The 16,417-nt window shown below is 58.5% G+C and carries 9 protein-coding genes, 1 tRNA gene and 3 pseudogenes; 3 read left to right on the top strand and 10 right to left on the bottom strand.

Annotated features, from left to right (window positions below; translation table 11 throughout):
• Positions 1-33: 33 nt before the first annotated feature.
• Complete coding sequence (locus G3A56_RS15145; protein ID WP_082182680.1) at positions 34-813, bottom strand: DNA cytosine methyltransferase; 780 nt, start codon at positions 811-813, stop codon at positions 34-36.
• Positions 814-1,099: 286 nt separating this feature from the next.
• Positions 1,100-1,175: transfer RNA gene (locus G3A56_RS15140), tRNA-Ile, on the bottom strand.
• Positions 1,176-1,356: 181 nt separating this feature from the next.
• On the opposite strand from G3A56_RS15140, the gene G3A56_RS15135 reads away from it, so the two are divergent.
• Entirely contained in the window at positions 1,357-2,100 is a 744-nt protein-coding gene (locus G3A56_RS15135; protein ID WP_082182681.1) for an SIMPL domain-containing protein, read from the top strand.
• A 177-nt stretch (positions 2,101-2,277) separates the two neighbouring features.
• Here G3A56_RS15135 and G3A56_RS15130 read toward each other — a convergent pair whose 3' ends face one another.
• Together G3A56_RS15130 and G3A56_RS15125 are read right to left on the bottom strand one after the other, a co-directional pair.
• Positions 2,278-2,619, bottom strand: coding sequence for a hypothetical protein (locus G3A56_RS15130; protein ID WP_003494768.1), 342 nt, complete (start codon positions 2,617-2,619; stop codon positions 2,278-2,280).
• 127 nt (positions 2,620-2,746) lie between these two features.
• The gene (locus tag G3A56_RS15125; RefSeq protein ID WP_082182682.1) at positions 2,747-3,169 is read right to left on the bottom strand and encodes a secondary thiamine-phosphate synthase enzyme YjbQ; all 423 of its coding nucleotides are present in this window, start codon (positions 3,167-3,169) and stop codon (positions 2,747-2,749) included.
• 254 nt (positions 3,170-3,423) lie between these two features.
• Between G3A56_RS15125 and G3A56_RS15120 the strand changes: the two are divergent.
• Positions 3,424-5,975: pseudogene (locus tag G3A56_RS15120) on the top strand (HWE histidine kinase domain-containing protein).
• 175 nt (positions 5,976-6,150) lie between these two features.
• Here the strand turns inward: G3A56_RS15120 and G3A56_RS29465 are convergent.
• The 5 genes and pseudogenes from G3A56_RS29465 to G3A56_RS15095 all read right to left on the bottom strand — a co-directional run bounded on the left by G3A56_RS29465 (position 6,151) and on the right by G3A56_RS15095 (position 13,324).
• Positions 6,151-7,065, bottom strand: a pseudogene (locus G3A56_RS29465) (DUF930 domain-containing protein).
• Positions 7,066-7,260: 195 nt separating this feature from the next.
• Positions 7,261-9,315: an RNA polymerase sigma factor RpoD gene (gene rpoD / locus G3A56_RS15110; RefSeq protein ID WP_003494761.1), complete on the bottom strand. Its 2,055-nt coding sequence runs from the start codon at positions 9,313-9,315 to the stop codon at positions 7,261-7,263.
• 394 nt (positions 9,316-9,709) lie between these two features.
• Positions 9,710-11,695, bottom strand: a complete 1,986-nt coding sequence (gene dnaG / locus G3A56_RS15105) for a DNA primase (protein WP_082182685.1) — start codon at positions 11,693-11,695, stop codon at positions 9,710-9,712.
• Positions 11,696-12,120: 425 nt separating this feature from the next.
• Positions 12,121-12,630, bottom strand: a complete 510-nt coding sequence (locus G3A56_RS15100) for a GNAT family N-acetyltransferase (RefSeq protein WP_082182686.1) — start codon at positions 12,628-12,630, stop codon at positions 12,121-12,123.
• Positions 12,631-12,871: 241 nt separating this feature from the next.
• Positions 12,872-13,324 carry a GatB/YqeY domain-containing protein gene (locus G3A56_RS15095; protein WP_035242758.1) on the bottom strand — a complete coding sequence of 151 codons (453 nt, stop codon included), beginning with the start codon at positions 13,322-13,324 and terminating at the stop codon, positions 12,872-12,874.
• Positions 13,325-13,660: 336 nt separating this feature from the next.
• Between G3A56_RS15095 and carA the strand changes: the two genes are divergently transcribed.
• Positions 13,661-14,866 (top strand): glutamine-hydrolyzing carbamoyl-phosphate synthase small subunit, encoded by a 1,206-nt coding sequence (carA, locus tag G3A56_RS15090; RefSeq protein ID WP_035242183.1) that lies wholly within the window; start codon positions 13,661-13,663, stop codon positions 14,864-14,866.
• A 128-nt stretch (positions 14,867-14,994) separates the two neighbouring features.
• Here the strand turns inward: carA and G3A56_RS15085 are convergent.
• Positions 14,995-16,394 (bottom strand): annotated as a pseudogene (locus G3A56_RS15085) (MATE family efflux transporter).
• Positions 16,395-16,417: the final 23 nt, after the last annotated feature.

The following is a 16,417-nucleotide window of genomic DNA, read 5'->3' as shown; positions in this document are numbered from 1 at the left end:
AGTCTACCTGTTGCCATGGAGAGGCCGAGCAGTTCAACCATGACATCTTCGTTCCACCCGAACGTCCATGACCGCCTCGATGAAGACTTTCGCTTGTTCCGCGTTGATGGCGTTGCCGTAGGCGCGCAGGCGTCCCAGCACTGAGGGAGATTCATCAACCCACGGGGTAAAGCCGGGTTCACACGGACGCATCTTTCCATCTCGGCATAAGAGGGTTTCGGTAAAACGTCTTTGAGATTCGAGCATCCGGCTATTGACTTTGCTCTCGCCAACTTCTCGTCGCTGCGCGGCGGCAAAGTGTCCATCACTGCTGGTGTCGGCCAGCCAGTAAAGCCTGTCTCGGATGTGCGGAGCACCGACGCTCGCAGACGGAAACGCGACCGCCCCGACTCCGTAACCCACGGCTTCCAAGTCATCTTGTACAAGGTCGATCCAAGGGTTTGCGTCCTTACTTGCAACCTGCTCTCCAAAGACGACTGGAGGGCGACACTGCTCGATGAGGTGGAAGAACGACGGCCATAGGTGGCGCTCGTCATCAAACCCAGAGCCTTTGCCTGCCGCGCTGAAAGGCTGGCAAGGGCACGAACCTGTCCAGACGGGAGTATCGTCAGACCAACCAGCTCTTCGAAGGGCGAGAGACCACACGCCGATCCCGGCGAAAAAGTGGCACTGGGTATATTGGGAAAGCTCATCTGGGGTTACGTCTTCAATACTTCTCTCGTCAACAAAGCCGGGTGCGATGTGACCGGCGTCGATCAAATTGCGCAGCCACTGAGCCGCGTAGGGGTCAATTTCGTTGTAGTAGGCAGTCAAATTTCCTCCCTTTGAAAGTTCTGATTTTCAGGTTGGGACTCGAATTGGGGGTATCGGGTGGGACTCGAATTTCGACACCCCTGAAAATACCCCCAGAAAGACACCGCTGGGATCAGTCGGGATTCTGGGGGTAGTACGGGGAATTTCGGTTGCAGATTTTCAACAACATCTTGATTCTGCTGCACTTTTAGCGCCGAGGCAATGGCGAAAAAGCAACAAAAACACCAACGGGTTCGAGTCCCGAATTTAGTGCTAAGTCATTGATATTGTTGAGGAATTTTGGTTTTGGTGGGCCCGGAGAGACTCGAACTCCCAACCAAGCGGTTATGAGCCGCCGGCTCTAACCATTGAGCTACAGGCCCTTATCGGAACAAGGTGATCCGAAATACCGGCTTCGCAATGGTTCGAATCCGGTGGGTCACGCTCTAACGTAATTTTTTGAGCCCGACAAGCCATTGATGCTATCGCGAGTGGGCGCTGCCGTATTAGCTACACAATCTAAGGCAATACCCTCTAAAGGGACACAATCAACGAGGAAACACCATGAAGACAAAACAGGTCCGCCTTTTCGCACTCACAACTTTGGCCGCGGCGGCAATGATACCGCTCACCAGTCAGGTGCTTGCGCAGGACGCCACCCCGCGCGAAGCCACCATCAGCGTTACCGGTGAAGGCCAGGCGGCCATCGCTCCGGATATGGCGATCCTGTCCTTCAGCGTCGTCAAGCAGGCGGAAACGGCGGCTGCGGCTCTGACTGAAAATTCAAAGGCGCTTGCCGATGTTCTGAAGGCGCTGAAAGAAGCGGCCATCGAAGATCGGGACCTGCAGACCAGCAATTTCTCCGTGCAGCCGCTTTACAAGCATTATGAGCCCAAGGACGGTGTCTATGTCGCGCCTGAGATTACCGGCTATCAGGTTTCCAACGGCCTGACCGTGCGCGTGCGCGACCTGAAAAAGCTCGGCACGATCCTCGATACATCCGTCAAGCTCGGAATCAACCAGGGCGGCGATATCAGCTTCACCAATGACAAGCCGGAAGCAACCGTCACCGAAGCCCGCAAGCAGGCCGTGGCCGATGCGCTGGCCAAGGCGAAAACGCTGACGGAAGCAGCAGGCGTGAAGCTTGGCCGCGTCATCCAGATCAGCGAGAACATGCAGCGCCCGATGCCGGTGCCGCAGGGCATGATGCGCGCCGCAATGGCGAAGGAAGCCGACAGCGTTCCAATCGCTTCGGGCGAGAACAGCTACAGCGTGGTCGTTAACGTCACCTTCGCGCTCGGCGAATAAATCGCAGCGGGCGGCGGCATTGCCCGTCGCCCGCCATTTGCCGCCAAGGTGGCGTAAAGCTGCCGTGGGCAATGCACAAAAAGAAACGCCCCTCGCCCGTCCTTCCGGACGAGCGAGGGGCATTTTTTTGATCCGCCCGAAGGGCGGGGGATTTCGGCGGATCAATATCGGCCGTTTTTAGCGGCGGATTACCGGGCAGCCGCGCTCATTGGCGAAAACGATGCGGTCACGGCCGTGACGGTCGAAACCCGCTACCACGACACGGCGCGGCGATACGTCAACCACGCGCGCACGGCGAAGACCCATGCGGCTTGCCTTTTCTTCCGCAAACCGCGGCGAGCAACCGAAACGCGGGCGATCCGGGCGTCCCCAGCCGGGACGGTGGCCGTGGCCATATCCATCCTGAACCTGAACTCTGAACTGAACATCCGAGCCGGCTGATGCGGCGGGAGCCGTGACCGAAATTCCACCAAGGGCGATGAGGGCAGCCAGGCCGGCTTTTGCAAAGGTGCTGAACATGAACTCACTCCGTTTGTTTCTGCGCCGGCAGGGAATGTCCCCGGCGATTGACGAGACCCTAGACCCGCCCGCCTGAACGCGGACCGAACCGCATATTCAGCATACGTTCATGGATGTTAACGGGAAATCAGGCGGAGATATGCAGCACGACTTCACGGCGATGCGGTTGATCGCGGTGTTCGAAAAGATAAAGGCCCTGCCAGGTGCCAAGTGTGAGCCTGCCACCACTGATCGGCACGCCGATGGAAACCGTCGTCAGCGCCGATTTGATATGGGCGGGCATATCGTCGGGCCCCTCAAGCGTATGGATCACCCAGCGCATGGAGGCATCATCCGATGGCGGCACGAGGCGGGAGAAAAACATCGTGAGATCGCGCCTTACATCCGGATCGGCATTTTCCTGGATAAGCAGGGAGCAGGATGTGTGGCGGACAAAGATGGTGAGCAGGCCTTCATCCATACCGGTGTCCCTTACGAAACGACTGGCTTCGGCTGTAAATTCGTAGAGGCCCTGCCCTTGCGTGGCGATGGTCATTTTCTTCTGCGGCACATTTTTTCCTTCAAATAATTTGGAACAAAATCGTCACTGAGAACGTTGTGCCATGTCAAATTGTGTCCGATGACGATAGGAATACGACAATCAAATGACTGCGGCCTATAACAGCAGAACGGAAAACCGACGTCACGGTTGCAAGAAACGGGGAAGGGTTGGCAATATCATAATGAATTATTCAGGCTTGCTCATCTTTCCGCGGACACGAAATATCCATCGCAAGACAGGCACAGGGTGCGAAAGACTGATTCATGGCACCCACTGACTATAATGTCGACCTGACGAATTGCGACCGCGAACCCATTCATATTCCAGGCTATATCCAGCCGCATGGCTGTCTGATCGCGTGTGATAACGCCTTGCGCATGATCGTGCGGCATTCGGAAAACTGCCTCAATCTTTTAGGCTTCGATGGCGATATCAACGGCAAGACCGCCGAAGAGGTGCTCGGCAAAGACGTCGTCCATGATCTTCGCAACGCCCTCACGGTGACAGGCAGGAACACGCGTCCCGCCATGTTGCCGAACATGGAAATGCGCGATGGGCGCAATTTTGATATTTCCCTCCACCGCTACAAATCCACCACGATCATCGAATTCGAACCATCCCGCAGCGAGACGCAGCCGCTCGGCACGGCACGCAAAATGGTGGACCGCATCCGCGAGGCGGACAGCGTCGAAAGCCTGATTTCGAGAACGACCCGGCTGATAAAGGCAACCTTAGGTTACGACCGGGTGATGATCTACCGTTTCGAGGAAGACGGCGCCGGCAAGGTGGTTTCGGAGGCAAAGCAGCCGGAACTGGAAAGCTTTCTCGGGCAATATTTTCCCGCCAGCGACATACCGCAGCAGGCCCGCGCGCTCTATCTCAAGAATACGCTGCGCATCATCTCCGATGCCAGCGGGGCGCGGGTGCCGGTGCTGCCGGCCCTCGATGCCTCCGGTGAACCGCTCGATCTGTCCTTCGCGCATCTGCGCAGCGTCTCGCCCATCCATTGCGAATATCTGCGCAATATGGGCGTTGGCGCCTCCATGTCGATTTCGGTGATTGTCGATGGCGCGCTCTGGGGCCTCATCGCCTGCCACCACTATTCACCGCGCGTTCTGACGATGCCGGTCAGGATCGCCGCCGAGATGTTCGGCGAGTTCTTCTCCATGCATTTGCAGGTGCTGAAACAGAAACGCAGGCTCGATACGGTCAACCAGGCTCATGCCGCGCTGGACCGTTTTCTGCGGCTTGCCGCGCATCATTCCCACATAGAAGAACTGCTCGTCGACAGTTTCCAGGACTTTGCCGATCTGATGCCGTGCGACGGTGTTGGGCTCTGGGTTGGCAACAATTGGCACAGCCACGGCGCGACGCCCCCGCATGAGGCAATTCCAAGACTGGCGCGCTTTGTCGCCTCGGCTTCGGAAGGAAAGGTCTGGGCCACCCATGCGCTGTCCCAAGCCATTCCTGAAGCGGAAATCTATGCGGATACCGCGGCCGGAATGCTCGCCATTCCGCTATCGCAGGTGAAGAACGACTATCTCCTGTTTTTCCGCAAGGAGATCGTGCAAAACCTCAACTGGGCCGGAAATCCGGAAAAATCCTATGAGACCGGCCCGATGGGCGATCGTCTCACCCGCGCAAGAGTTTTGCTATCTGGAAGGAAACCGTTCGCCTGCAGGCGCAGCCATGGTCGGAAGCGGACCGGGAAATAGCCGAAGCGGCGAGAATTGCGCTCGTCGAGGTCGCGTTCCATCATAGCGAATTGATGGCCGGCGAAAGGGAGCGTGCGGAAGTACGCCAGCGCATGCTGAACGAGGAACTCAACCACCGCGTCAAGAATGTTCTCGCCATCATCAAGTCGCTGGTCGGCAATCCCTCGCAGGAAGGCAAGACCCTGCAGGAATATGTCGGTGCGCTGAAGGGCCGCATTCAGGCATTATCCTTTGCCCATGACCAGATCATTCGCGGTGAAGGCGGCGGCTCGCTGCGCGATCTGCTGGATGCCGAACTGTCGCCGCATCGTTCGCCCGAAACCGTGGTGAAGCTTGCCGGACCACAGGTAACGCTCGATTCGCGCGCATTCTCCGTCATGGCTCTGGTCCTGCATGAGCTGGCGACGAATGCAGCCAAATACGGCGCGCTGGCGCAGACCGGCGGACAATTGCATGTGCACTGGGAAATCAACGAGAACCGCGACTGCACCATGCAATGGCGCGAAATTCTGCCCACCAAACTCCCGACACCGTCGCGCGCCGGTTTCGGCACCGCACTCATCAGCCGCAGCATCCCTTACGATCTCGGCGGGCGCAGCACGATGCGATATCTGCCGGATGGGCTGGAGGCGGAAATTCTCCTGCCATCCCGCCACGTTTCGGCAACGATGACAGCCTCCGACGCAAAAACCGAGGACGAAACCGCGCCGCAGCCCAGACGCTACAACCGGGAGGAAAGTTTGAAAATATTACTTGTCGAAGACCAGATGCTGATCGCCATGGATGTCGAGAACATGCTGGAAGACAACGGCATCAAGACGATCGAAACGGCAACCTCCTCCGCCATGGCCATTGAAAAACTGAAGAACTACGTTCCGGATGTGGCCATACTCGACATCAATCTCGGTTCCGACACCTCCATTCCCGTCGCCCGCGAACTCCACCGCCGCGGCATCCCCTTCCTCTTCGCCACCGGTTATGCGGATGGCAGCATGGTGCCGGATGAATTCGGCAACGTGCCGGTTATCAGGAAGCCCTATGATGAGGATGCGCTGATGGCGGGCATTGGGTTGCTGGTGGGCGATACGGAGCGGGTGTAAAGGCGCGCGGGCGTCGGTAACTTTCGCCGAACGCCTCCCCGCACTCGACGTCATCCTCGGGCTTGACCCGAGGATCCATCTTGCGCCGGGTTGTGGATCCTCGGGTCTAGCCCGAGGATGACAATGGAGAGGTTGGACGCCTTCATCGATAGCCTGGACGAATTGAGAACCACCCTCACTGAAATCTCGTGAAGCCCCGCTTTTTTGCATCTTCGGGCGATATGGCGTTGCCGATTTTAAATCGGAATTCCGTCACCGTATAATTTTCCAGATCGACCTCACACTGGAACGAGACGTCATGCCAGCCATTGCCCGTATTGAACGCGCCGCCGGAAGCATCGATCGAATTTCCCGAAATCCTGCCCCCGTGTCCGAATAGGGAATCATCCCTCTGGCGGCAAAGCCCGCCCCTGAATTTGGGCCAGGGCTTCCGTGCTGCAAAGCTGAACGATACGGCGACGCGGCGGCAGATCACCAAACATCTGCCGTCTCTGTGCCGGTGAAAGAACCGTTGAAGACAGGAGATTTTTAGCGGCCGGAAGTTTCGCAGGTTTTTCCTCCGCCGCTTCTGCAGGTTTTTCCTCAGTCGGCTTCGCCTGCGGCACGGGCGCCCGATCTGACTCAGTCTCCTCCTTGACCGGTGAGACCGCTATTTCCCCTGCTCGGCGGAAGCCTGAAGGTCGCTATTGGCGGCAGCCGGCGCTGGCTTCTCCTCAGCCGTTTTTTCAGGCTGACTTTCGGGTTGCTCGGAGGGCTCCGTCTTTTCCGCTTCCTCCACCTTGCCCGGCTTATCCTCGGGGTCGGCCTGCGTCTGCTCAGGCCTCATGGCGATAGCGGGCAGCGTCGCCGGCATGGGCGGCAAAGGTTTCGCCTCCTCTGCCGGAGGAGCGGGCGGTGGTGGCGGAGGTTGTGGCTTTTCCTCTTTCGCTTTCTCTGCGCCCGGCGGAGATTGCTCCGCTTTCTTCTCCTCGGGCGGCGGCACCAGATCGACGCTGATGCTTTCCGGCTCTTGCGGCTCGGCTATCCGCTCGGGCAATTCGAAAAGAAAAATCGCAACAACGGCAAGATGCAGCAGCACGGAGACGGGCACTGCCCATCCTTTCCCACGCCATCTACTTACAGACACCTGTTGCATCTCATCGAACCAAATCGAACCGGAGCATTTCCGATAAAAGCGGAATGCCTGTTTTCACACATAAGGCTTGTCGCAGAGTTCGCCAGTGCGTGAAACAAAAAACCCGGCCAGAGGTGACTGACCGGGTTCAATTTTAAAGGAAGCAAAAGCTTAGCTGTCGAGGAAGCTGCGAAGCTTTCTCGAACGGCTCGGATGCTTCAGCTTGCGCAGCGCCTTCGCCTCGATCTGACGGATACGTTCGCGCGTAACCGAGAACTGCTGGCCGACTTCTTCCAGCGTATGGTCGGTGTTCATGCCGATGCCGAAACGCATGCGCAGAACGCGCTCTTCACGCGGCGTCAGCGAGGCCAGAACGCGCGTGGTCGTTTCGCGCAGGTTCGCCTGAATGGCGGCGTCGATCGGCAACAGCGCGTTCTTGTCCTCGATGAAGTCACCGAGATGCGAATCCTCTTCGTCACCCACGGGGGTTTCGAGCGAAATCGGCTCCTTGGCAATTTTCAGAACCTTGCGCACCTTTTCAAGCGGCATGGCCAGCTTTTCCGCCAGCTCTTCCGGGGTCGGCTCGCGGCCGATCTCGTGCAGCATCTGGCGCGAGGTACGAACGATCTTGTTGATCGTCTCGATCATGTGAACCGGAATACGGATCGTGCGGGCCTGGTCGGCGATCGAACGGGTGATCGCCTGCCTGATCCACCAGGTCGCATAGGTCGAGAACTTGTAACCGCGGCGATATTCGAACTTGTCCACCGCCTTCATCAGGCCGATATTGCCTTCCTGAATGAGATCGAGGAACTGCAGGCCACGGTTGGTGTATTTCTTCGCAATCGAGATCACCAGACGCAGGTTGGCCTCGACCATCTCCTTCTTGGCGATGCGCGCTTCGCGCTCACCCTTCTGCACCATCGACACGATGCGGCGGAATTCGGCGATGGAAATGCCCGTTTCCGTGGAGAGATTCTGGATTTCCTGGCGGATTTCGCGGATCGTGTTGCTTTCTTCGCGAGCGAATTCCTTCCAGCCGCGCGCGGCCAGATTGGCGATGGACTTCATCCAGTTCGGATCGAGTTCCGCACCATGATACTGCTCGAGGAAGCTGTCGCGCTTGACGCCGTAGGATTCGGCAAGGCGCAGCAGACGGCCTTCGTTCTGCATCAGACGCTTGGAAATGTCGTAGAGCTGCTCGACAAGGCTGTCGATACGGTTCTGGTTCAGCGACAGCGACTTGACGGCCGTGATCAGCTGATCCTTCAGTTCCTTGTAACGACGCTCCTGGCCGGAAGACAGGGTACCGGTGCAGGCAAGACGCGCCTCAACCTGCTGGTCCTGAAGCTTGCGCAGCTTCTTGTAGGTGTCGGCGATGGTGTCGAGTGTTTCCATGACCTGCGGACGCAGTTCGGCTTCCATCGCGGCAAGCGAAAGATTGGACTCGTCGTCGTCCTCTTCTTCCTCTTCCGGCGGAAGGCCGTCGCCGCCCACATCCGTTACATCCTCGTCGCCGGTCGGCGCACGCAGCTTGCGGGTCTTTTCCTTCTCTTCGGCAGCCTTGCGATCCGCCTCGATCTTTTCCGGGCTCTGGAACTGCGGCGCAGCCTTCGCTTCCGGGCCGGAATAGGTGGTTTCGAGATCGATGATCTCGCGCAGCAGCGTCGTGCCTTCGTTGAGTTCGTCGCGCCAGATGATCAGCGCCTGGAATGTCAGCGGGCTTTCGCACAGGCCCGAAATCATCGTTTCGCGGCCGGCCTCGATGCGCTTGGCGATGGCGATTTCGCCTTCGCGCGACAGAAGCTCGACGGAACCCATTTCGCGCAGATACATGCGCACCGGGTCATCGGTACGGTCGGTCGGTTCTTTCTTCTTTGCTGTCGCAAGTGCTGTGCCGCCGGAAGGGGCCAGTTCGCCGCCTTCGGACTCTTCACCGTCGGAATCGCTGTCGTCGTCGCTGGCGGTTGCTTCCTCGGCATCCTCGTCCTCAATGACATTGATGCCCATATCGGACAGCATCGCCATCGTGTCTTCGATCTGCTCGGACGTCACCTCTTCGGACGGAAGAACGGAATTCAGCTCGTCCATCGTCACATAGCCGCGCTTCTTGGCGGCCTTGATCATTTTCTTGACCGCGTCATCCGAAAGATCGAGAAGCGGACCGTCCGTCGCACCGTCGCGTTCGTTTTCTGCTTCTTCGTTTTCTTTGACTTTGGTTGCCATCTATCTCGTCGCTTTCCCTGACGCTAACACCTGTTCCGCCGCATCGCCGTCCGCCCCTTGAGCATCCGGCGGATTGCCGCGAATCACTGTCAGACACCTAACGGAGTGATCTTTAATTGCCGATTAACCACGGCAGCCTCAGGCAGAATGCAAAGACAGTGCACCCGGAAATGCTTGCTCATGCAATTTCTATCCGCCAAGGCCCATTCCACCTTACTTTTCCTGAAATGGTGATTCCCGCTATTTCCCGTCGCGTCAAGCCTTTGCGGGCGAGACAGCCAAGGAAATTCGTAAAAAAGGCCGCATTTTGCGGGTTATCACCAGACTACCCCCTATTTAGGACGCCTGCCGCAAAAGGCAACCCCACACGTCTTTCAATTATTCCCGACCGCACCTACCCGTGGCCGAATGCAGGGCCCTTTACCCGCCCGGACATGACCCCGAAACCGTCGATGATCGCCTCCTGATTTTCCATACGGCCGATTTCAAGCTGAACTTCCGCCAGCGCCCGCACCAGAAGCGTGCCGCGCTCGTCATCCGTCGCCTCGGCTATTTCCCGCTCCAGCTCCCGTTTCTGCCAGAGCAGGGACTTCGTCCTTTTATGCAGTGAAAGCGCCTGCACATATCCTTCCCGCGCATCTTCCATTGCGGCCTGTTCGGTGGCCGTCCACAGGCGGGCATTGCGCACCTGCTGATCCATGGTCTTCAAAAGCACCTCGAAACCCTGCAGCGACAGGCGTTCGATCAGGCCTGCCCGCGATATGTCGGCAGCACTTTCCGCCGCAAAGGTCAGCACCGTTGACCACAGCCGCTGCAAATCGCGGTTTTCGTAATCGATCGCGGCGATCTCGTCATATTCCTCGAGCAGCAGCTCGGGGTGATTGACGATGGTGATGGCGAGAACGCTTTCCCTGAGCGAAGGTTTGGTCTGATGTCCCTTGACGAGACCAGACTGCGCCAACCGGTCCGAGATGCTGCTCGCCGGCGCGGCCATGGCCCCACCCCTGCCAGACGTGTTGCGCTGGAAACCGCGACCGGCTCCCTGAGCGCCATCGCGGCGGAAATTTCCACCCTGCGACCCGGATGACTGGAAACGCGGCTGGAAGAAACCACTCAGCCTGTCGCGCATATCCTGCTGGTAAAACCGCCGCACGGCCTCATCGCCGATCACGGCCACGATCTGCCGCAATCGGCTCTCAAGCTGGGCGCGTTTTTCCGGCGTATCGAAGGTCATCGATGATGTCTCGCGGCTCCAGATCATCGCGGCGAGCGGCTTTGCCTCGGAAAGCACTCTGTCGAAAGGCGCGCGGCCTTCCAGCCGCACGAGATCGTCCGGGTCCTTGCCATCAGGCAGAAGCGCGAAGCTGACGGAGCGATCAGGCTTGATATGCGGCAGGGCGAGATCCGCCGCGCGATTGGCGGCGCGAATGCCGGCACCGTCGCCATCGAAGCAGAGGATCGGCTGCGGCGACATTTTCCAGAGGAGATCGAGCTGGCTTTCCGTCAGCGCCGTACCGAGCGGTGCTACAGCATTTTCAACGCCCGCCTGATAAAGCGCGATGACATCCATATAGCCTTCAACGGCGATGACCGTGCCGCCGGCGGCCTGCGAGGCACGCCGCGCCCGGGCGAAATTATAAAGGACGTTGCCCTTGTGAAAAAGCTCGGTCTCGTTGGAGTTCAGATATTTGGCCACCGCATCCGCCGCCATGGCGCGGCCGCCGAAAGCGATCACCTTTTCGCGTGACGACAGGATCGGAAACATGATGCGGTCACGAAACCGGTCGTAGGAGACCGGCACGTTCTCATGCACCACCAGTCCGCAGGCTTCCATCTGTTCGCGCGCCACACCCTTGCTCGCCAGATGTTCTTTGAGAGCGTTGCGGCTATCAGGTGCAAAGCCGAGCCGGAATGTTTCGATGGTGCGCCCGGTCAGCCCGCGATCGCGCAGATAGGCCCGCGCCCGCGCGCCAAGCGCCGTCTGCAACTGGTCCTGAAAGAACAGCGTCGCCATTTCCATGACATCCTGCAAGGACGTGCGTTCGCGTTCTCGCTTTTCGGCCTGCGGATCGGGCTGCGGCATGGAGATGCCGGCCATATCGGCGATCTGCTGAACGGCTTCTGGAAAACTCAGGCCCTCAAGATCAGTCAAAAACCGGAAATGATCCCCGGAAACGCCACAGCCGAAGCAATGGTAGCGCCCCTTGCGGTCCTCACAGTGAAAGCTCGGGCTCTTCTCGCCATGGAACGGGCAGCAGGCCCAATAATCGCCCCGCGGCGTGTTGGTCTTCTTCTTGTCCCAGGACACACGTCGGCCGATCACATCGGAGATGTTCACGCGGTCGCGTATCTCATCGAGAAAAGAATTGGAAAAGCGCATGGGTTACCTGTTCGAGGCCAGTCTTTCATATAAGCGCAGAAAGGCGTGAGCACCAACCCAAAGAAAGACAATACCCGATATTCACAGGCCATGACGATGAAACCCTAGCCGCCATTGCCGCCGCTTTCGGCAAATTTGTGGCAGCGCACCATCACTAAAAATTATGTTTTTGTAATTTGAGCCGCCCGCTGCGGCAATGTAAAAACATACCTGAAGGCAGTGCTTGAACCTCCGCATAAATCTGCCGACGCCCGCAGGCACGTCCCCCGAAAAAAGCCTGTGAAGGACCGCATTTTGATCCGCCGGAATGCGCTTTCGTCGGCAGAAAAAAGGCAGGGTAGCCATGGCTACCCTGCCTTTACTTTTCTCAACATGCGGAAGCATCCGTTTGCAGTCCTTCGGTGCCAGACTAGCAATGCTCCGTCCTATGCCGCGACATGAAATCGGATGATGGCGCCATTCCATTCGGGACGATCCCAGTCCAACTCGGACATGCTGTTTTCAACCGCACTTTTGCGGATCGCACCTTGCCAGAATCTCAGTGCAGCAACGTTCTTTCTGGCGACAGCGACCTCCCAGGCTCCCGGATGCTGTTGAAAAAGTCTTTGCGCCGCAATCAGCCCAAATCCCTGACCACGATACTTACGCACGATGAAGAACTCGGCGACGGAATAGTCGGTAGGCAACGTCGAATGGCTCGCGTCATTTATGAGTGCAAAGCCAACAGGTCTTTCATCTGCCTTTAACAAGAAGGCCGACCAGTGAGGACGATCGAAATAAGCATCGAGTGGATAGTCGGGAAATCGGCCATTTTGCTCAAGTTCCCCACGCGGCGTCCCCGCCCAGAACTGGGAAAAATCATGCGTATATAACTGCATCAGGTTTTGGAAAACGGATGCATCGGCTGGCGATGCTACATCGAGGCTGAAATTCAAAAAAAGTGCTCCGTTATTGATGTCCTGCGCCGAGGAGGCCTTACGGGATGTGACAGGCAGAAGGCGCTATCGCGATGCCCCTTTGACGCGTCCGGACCGGGTTCTACGCGGCCCTTGATACCTGCGCATGACAGCATTTGATCTGCCGCGATATATCGTCGTCAGCACAAAAAAGGCGGGGCACCTGTGGCTGCCCCGCCTTTAATTCTTCTGAATGGCAAAAGCCCGCTTCAGCAAATCCTTACTTCAACAGATCCTTGACGACGCCGGAGGCCTTCGCGAAGTCGATCTGGCCGGGATAGCGTTCCTTCAGCGCATTCATGCATTTGCCCATGTCACGCAGGCCGGACGCGCCGGTCTCGCTGATGACGGCCTGGCACAGTTCGCGCACCTTCTCGGCCGGAATCTCTTCCGGCATGAATTCCTTGATGATGACGATTTCCTCGCGTTCCTGAGCGGCAAGCTCGGGCCGGCCGGCGCCGTCATAGATGCTGGCGGACTCTTCCCGCTGCTTCACCATCTTGGTCAGGATCTGCATGATATCCTCATCGCTGACGGGATCCTTGCCCACGCCGCGATTGGCAATGTCACGGTCCTTGATGGCCGTCTGGATGAGGCGCACGGTCGATGTGCGGCGCGCATCACGAGCCTTCAGCGATTCCTTCAAAGTATTAGCGAACACGTCGCGCAGCATTTCTTCTTCTCCTTGGGAAAGCACGTTCCGCAGCTTCTTGATACGGAAACTTTCCACCTTATTTTTCGAAACGACATATCCGAGCAAACCCGCTCAAGCAAATCAAATGCATAAGCCCTTGAATGTACGAAGGTTTAATTCCGCGTAAATCTTGAGCCTGCGGTTGACCGCCAAAGCAGCTTTCGTTATTTTCCGGCACCTGCACGAGATTTTAACGAAGGGTCGGAACGCGAGCTTTATCGCGCGCCCCTTTATGTCACGAAGCCTGCGACAAAAATGGCCCCTTACCCCCTGCCTTTCAAGAGGCGGGGTGCGAAGCGGCAGAAACGGAACGAGATGACCGAGACAGCGCCCTGGACTACCCGCAAACCGACCGCAATGCTTGTTCTTGCCGATGGCACAGTGATCGAGGGAACTGGTATCGGCGCAACCGGCAAGGTACAGGCCGAAGTCTGCTTCAACACGGCGCTCACCGGCTATGAGGAAATCCTGACCGATCCCTCCTATCTCGGCCAGATCGTCACCTTCACCTTCCCCCACATCGGCAATGTCGGCACCAATGAGGAAGACATTGAAGACCTGACACCCGCCGCCCGCCGCGGCGCCGTCGGCGTCATCTTCAAGGCCGACATCACCGACCCGTCGAACTTCCGCGCCGTCAAGCATCTGGACGCCTGGCTGAAGGCCCGCGGCGTCATCGGCCTCTGCGGCATCGACACCCGCGCCCTGACGGCATGGATCCGCGAAAACGGCGCGCCGAACGCGGTGATCGCCCATGACCCGAACGGCGTCTTCGACATCGAGGCGCTGAAGGCGGAAGCAAAGGCATGGAGCGGCCTCGTCGGTCTCGACCTCGCCATTGAAGCGACCTCCGGTCAGTCTTCCACCTGGACGGAAACGCCCTGGGTCTGGAACAAGGGTTACGGCACGCTCGGCGAAGCCGATGCGAAGTACCACGTCGTCTGCGTAGATTTCGGCGTCAAGCGCAACATCCTGCGCCTCTTCGCCGGTCTCGACTGTAAGGTGACGGTGGTTCCGGCCCAGACTTCGGCCGAAGACATTCTGGCGCTGAAGCCGGATGGCGTGTTCCTCTCCAACGGCCCGGGAGACCCGGCCGCGACAGGCGAATACGCCGTTCCGGTCATCAAGAACCTCATCGAGAGCGAATTGCCGATCTTCGGCATCTGCCTCGGCCACCAGATGCTCGGCCTCGCCGTCGGCGCAAAGACCGAAAAGATGCACCAGGGCCACCACGGTGCCAACCATCCGGTCAAGGACTTCACCACCGGCAAGGTGGAAATCGTCTCGATGAACCACGGCTTTGCGGTCGACACCAAGTCGCTGCCTGATGGCGTTGAGGAAACCCACATCTCGCTGTTCGACGGCACGAATTGCGGTCTGCGCATCGTCGGCAAGCCGGTCTTCTCCGTCCAGCATCACCCGGAAGCATCGCCCGGCCCGCAGGACAGCCACTATCTCTTCCGCCGCTTCGTCAACCTGCTGCGCGAGAGACAAGGCGAGGCAGCGCTCGCCGAGCGCTGATAGACCATCCCCACACTCCGCGTCATCCTCGGGCTTGACCCGAGGATCCATCAGGGCCCGGGGGAATGGATCCTCGCTCAAGGGCAAGGATGATGACACAGAGTTACATGCAGAACGATCACGGCCCGCTAAAAGCGGGCCGTCTTCATTTCACGCTTCACCAGAATGACGAAGCGCACGGTCAACAGAACCGCCGCCGTCGAAAGGCCGATCACGAAACCGAACCAGACGCCGCGCCCGCCAAAGCCGAGCGGAAAGGCCATGGTCCAGGCAAGCGCCAGCCCGATCGGCCAATAGGAAATCAGCGCCAGCATCGCGGGAATGCGCGCATCCTTCAATCCGCGGAGCAAGCCTGCCGTCACGGCCTGAATGCCGTCAACCAGCTGGAATATGCCGGCAATGACAACGAGGCTGCTGGCATAGGCGAGCACTTCCGCCGCTTCCGGCAATTTCGCATCCAGAAACCAGCTCGCCAGAAATTCCGGAATGGCCGCAAACAGGATGCCGCCGCAGATCGCGATGCCGCAGGCAATCGCGTAAATCATGATGGAGGCGCGAATGAGGTTTTTGAAATCCCCCTGACCGCGCGCTATGCCCACGCGAACGGTTGCCGCCTGGGCGAGACCAAGCGGGATCATGAAGGCAATGGACGCAAGCTGGAGCGCGATACCGTGTGCCGCCAGCTGCACGGTGCCGATCTGCCCCATCAGGATGGAGGCGGCGGCAAACAGCGTCACTTCAGCGAGGATCGTGATGCCGATAGGCAGGCCAAGGCGCAGCACTTCGAAAAGCGCATGCCAGTCCGGCCGCCAGAAGCGCACGAACAACTCGTATTTCTTCGTTTCCTCACGCGTCTGCACATAAGCGACAATGAAGATGAAGCTGAAAGCATTGACGATGACGGCAACGACGGCCGCACCATTCATGCCCATCGCCGGCAATCCGAAATGGCCGAACACCAGCGCATAGGCCAAGATGCCGTTCATCACCAGCATGATGATGGTGACATAAAGAATGATGCCGGCACGCCCGATGGCGCTGACAAGGCCGCGCAGCACGTAAAAGAGCAGCGCCGGCAGCAGGCCGAATTTGGCGATGGCGAGATAGTGGCCGGTCAGCGCCGCGACATTGGGGTTCTGCCCTAGATAGATCAGAATGCGCTCGGCATTGAAGAATATCGGCAGAGCAAGGACCCAGTAGGCGATTGCCACCCACATGCCCATGCGCAGCGAACGGCGGGCCGCCGTCGCATCCCCCTGCCCGTAAGCCTGCGCCACCATCGGCACGACGGCCACGGAAAAGCCCGAGCCGAAAATGAAAACGACGAAGAAGAACTGCCCGGCCAGCACCATGGCCGCCAGTTTTTCCGCCCCAGCTGGCCGACGATGACCATGTCAGTGGTATGGATACCAAGCTGCGCGAGCTGCGCACCGATAAGCGGAATTCCAAGAGCAAGCGTAGCCTTGAAATGCGAAAGCCACGACCCCGATCCGGAGGGAACGGTTTCTGCAACAACCGACGAAGACATTGTAATTCACCTGAATTTTGGCC

The organism is Rhizobium oryzihabitans, assembly GCF_010669145.1.
GTDB lineage: Bacteria > Pseudomonadota > Alphaproteobacteria > Rhizobiales > Rhizobiaceae > Agrobacterium > Agrobacterium oryzihabitans.
The sequence above is the reverse complement of the archived record's forward strand: the minus strand, read 5'-3'. Positions and strand labels throughout refer to the sequence as shown.

Coding starts and splice junctions, on each gene's coding strand:
- G3A56_RS15095 (WP_035242758.1), bottom strand. CDS start 13,324: ATGCTGCGCGACGTGTTCGCTAATACTTTGAAGGAATCGCTGAAGGCT.
- carA (WP_035242183.1), top strand. CDS start 13,661: ATGACCGAGACAGCGCCCTGGACTACCCGCAAACCGACCGCAATGCTT.
- dnaG (WP_082182685.1), bottom strand. CDS start 11,695: ATGCGCTTTTCCAATTCTTTTCTCGATGAGATACGCGACCGCGTGAAC.
- G3A56_RS15135 (WP_082182681.1), top strand. CDS start 1,357: ATGAAGACAAAACAGGTCCGCCTTTTCGCACTCACAACTTTGGCCGCG.
- rpoD (WP_003494761.1), bottom strand. CDS start 9,315: ATGGCAACCAAAGTCAAAGAAAACGAAGAAGCAGAAAACGAACGCGAC.
- G3A56_RS15130 (WP_003494768.1), bottom strand. CDS start 2,619: ATGTTCAGCACCTTTGCAAAAGCCGGCCTGGCTGCCCTCATCGCCCTT.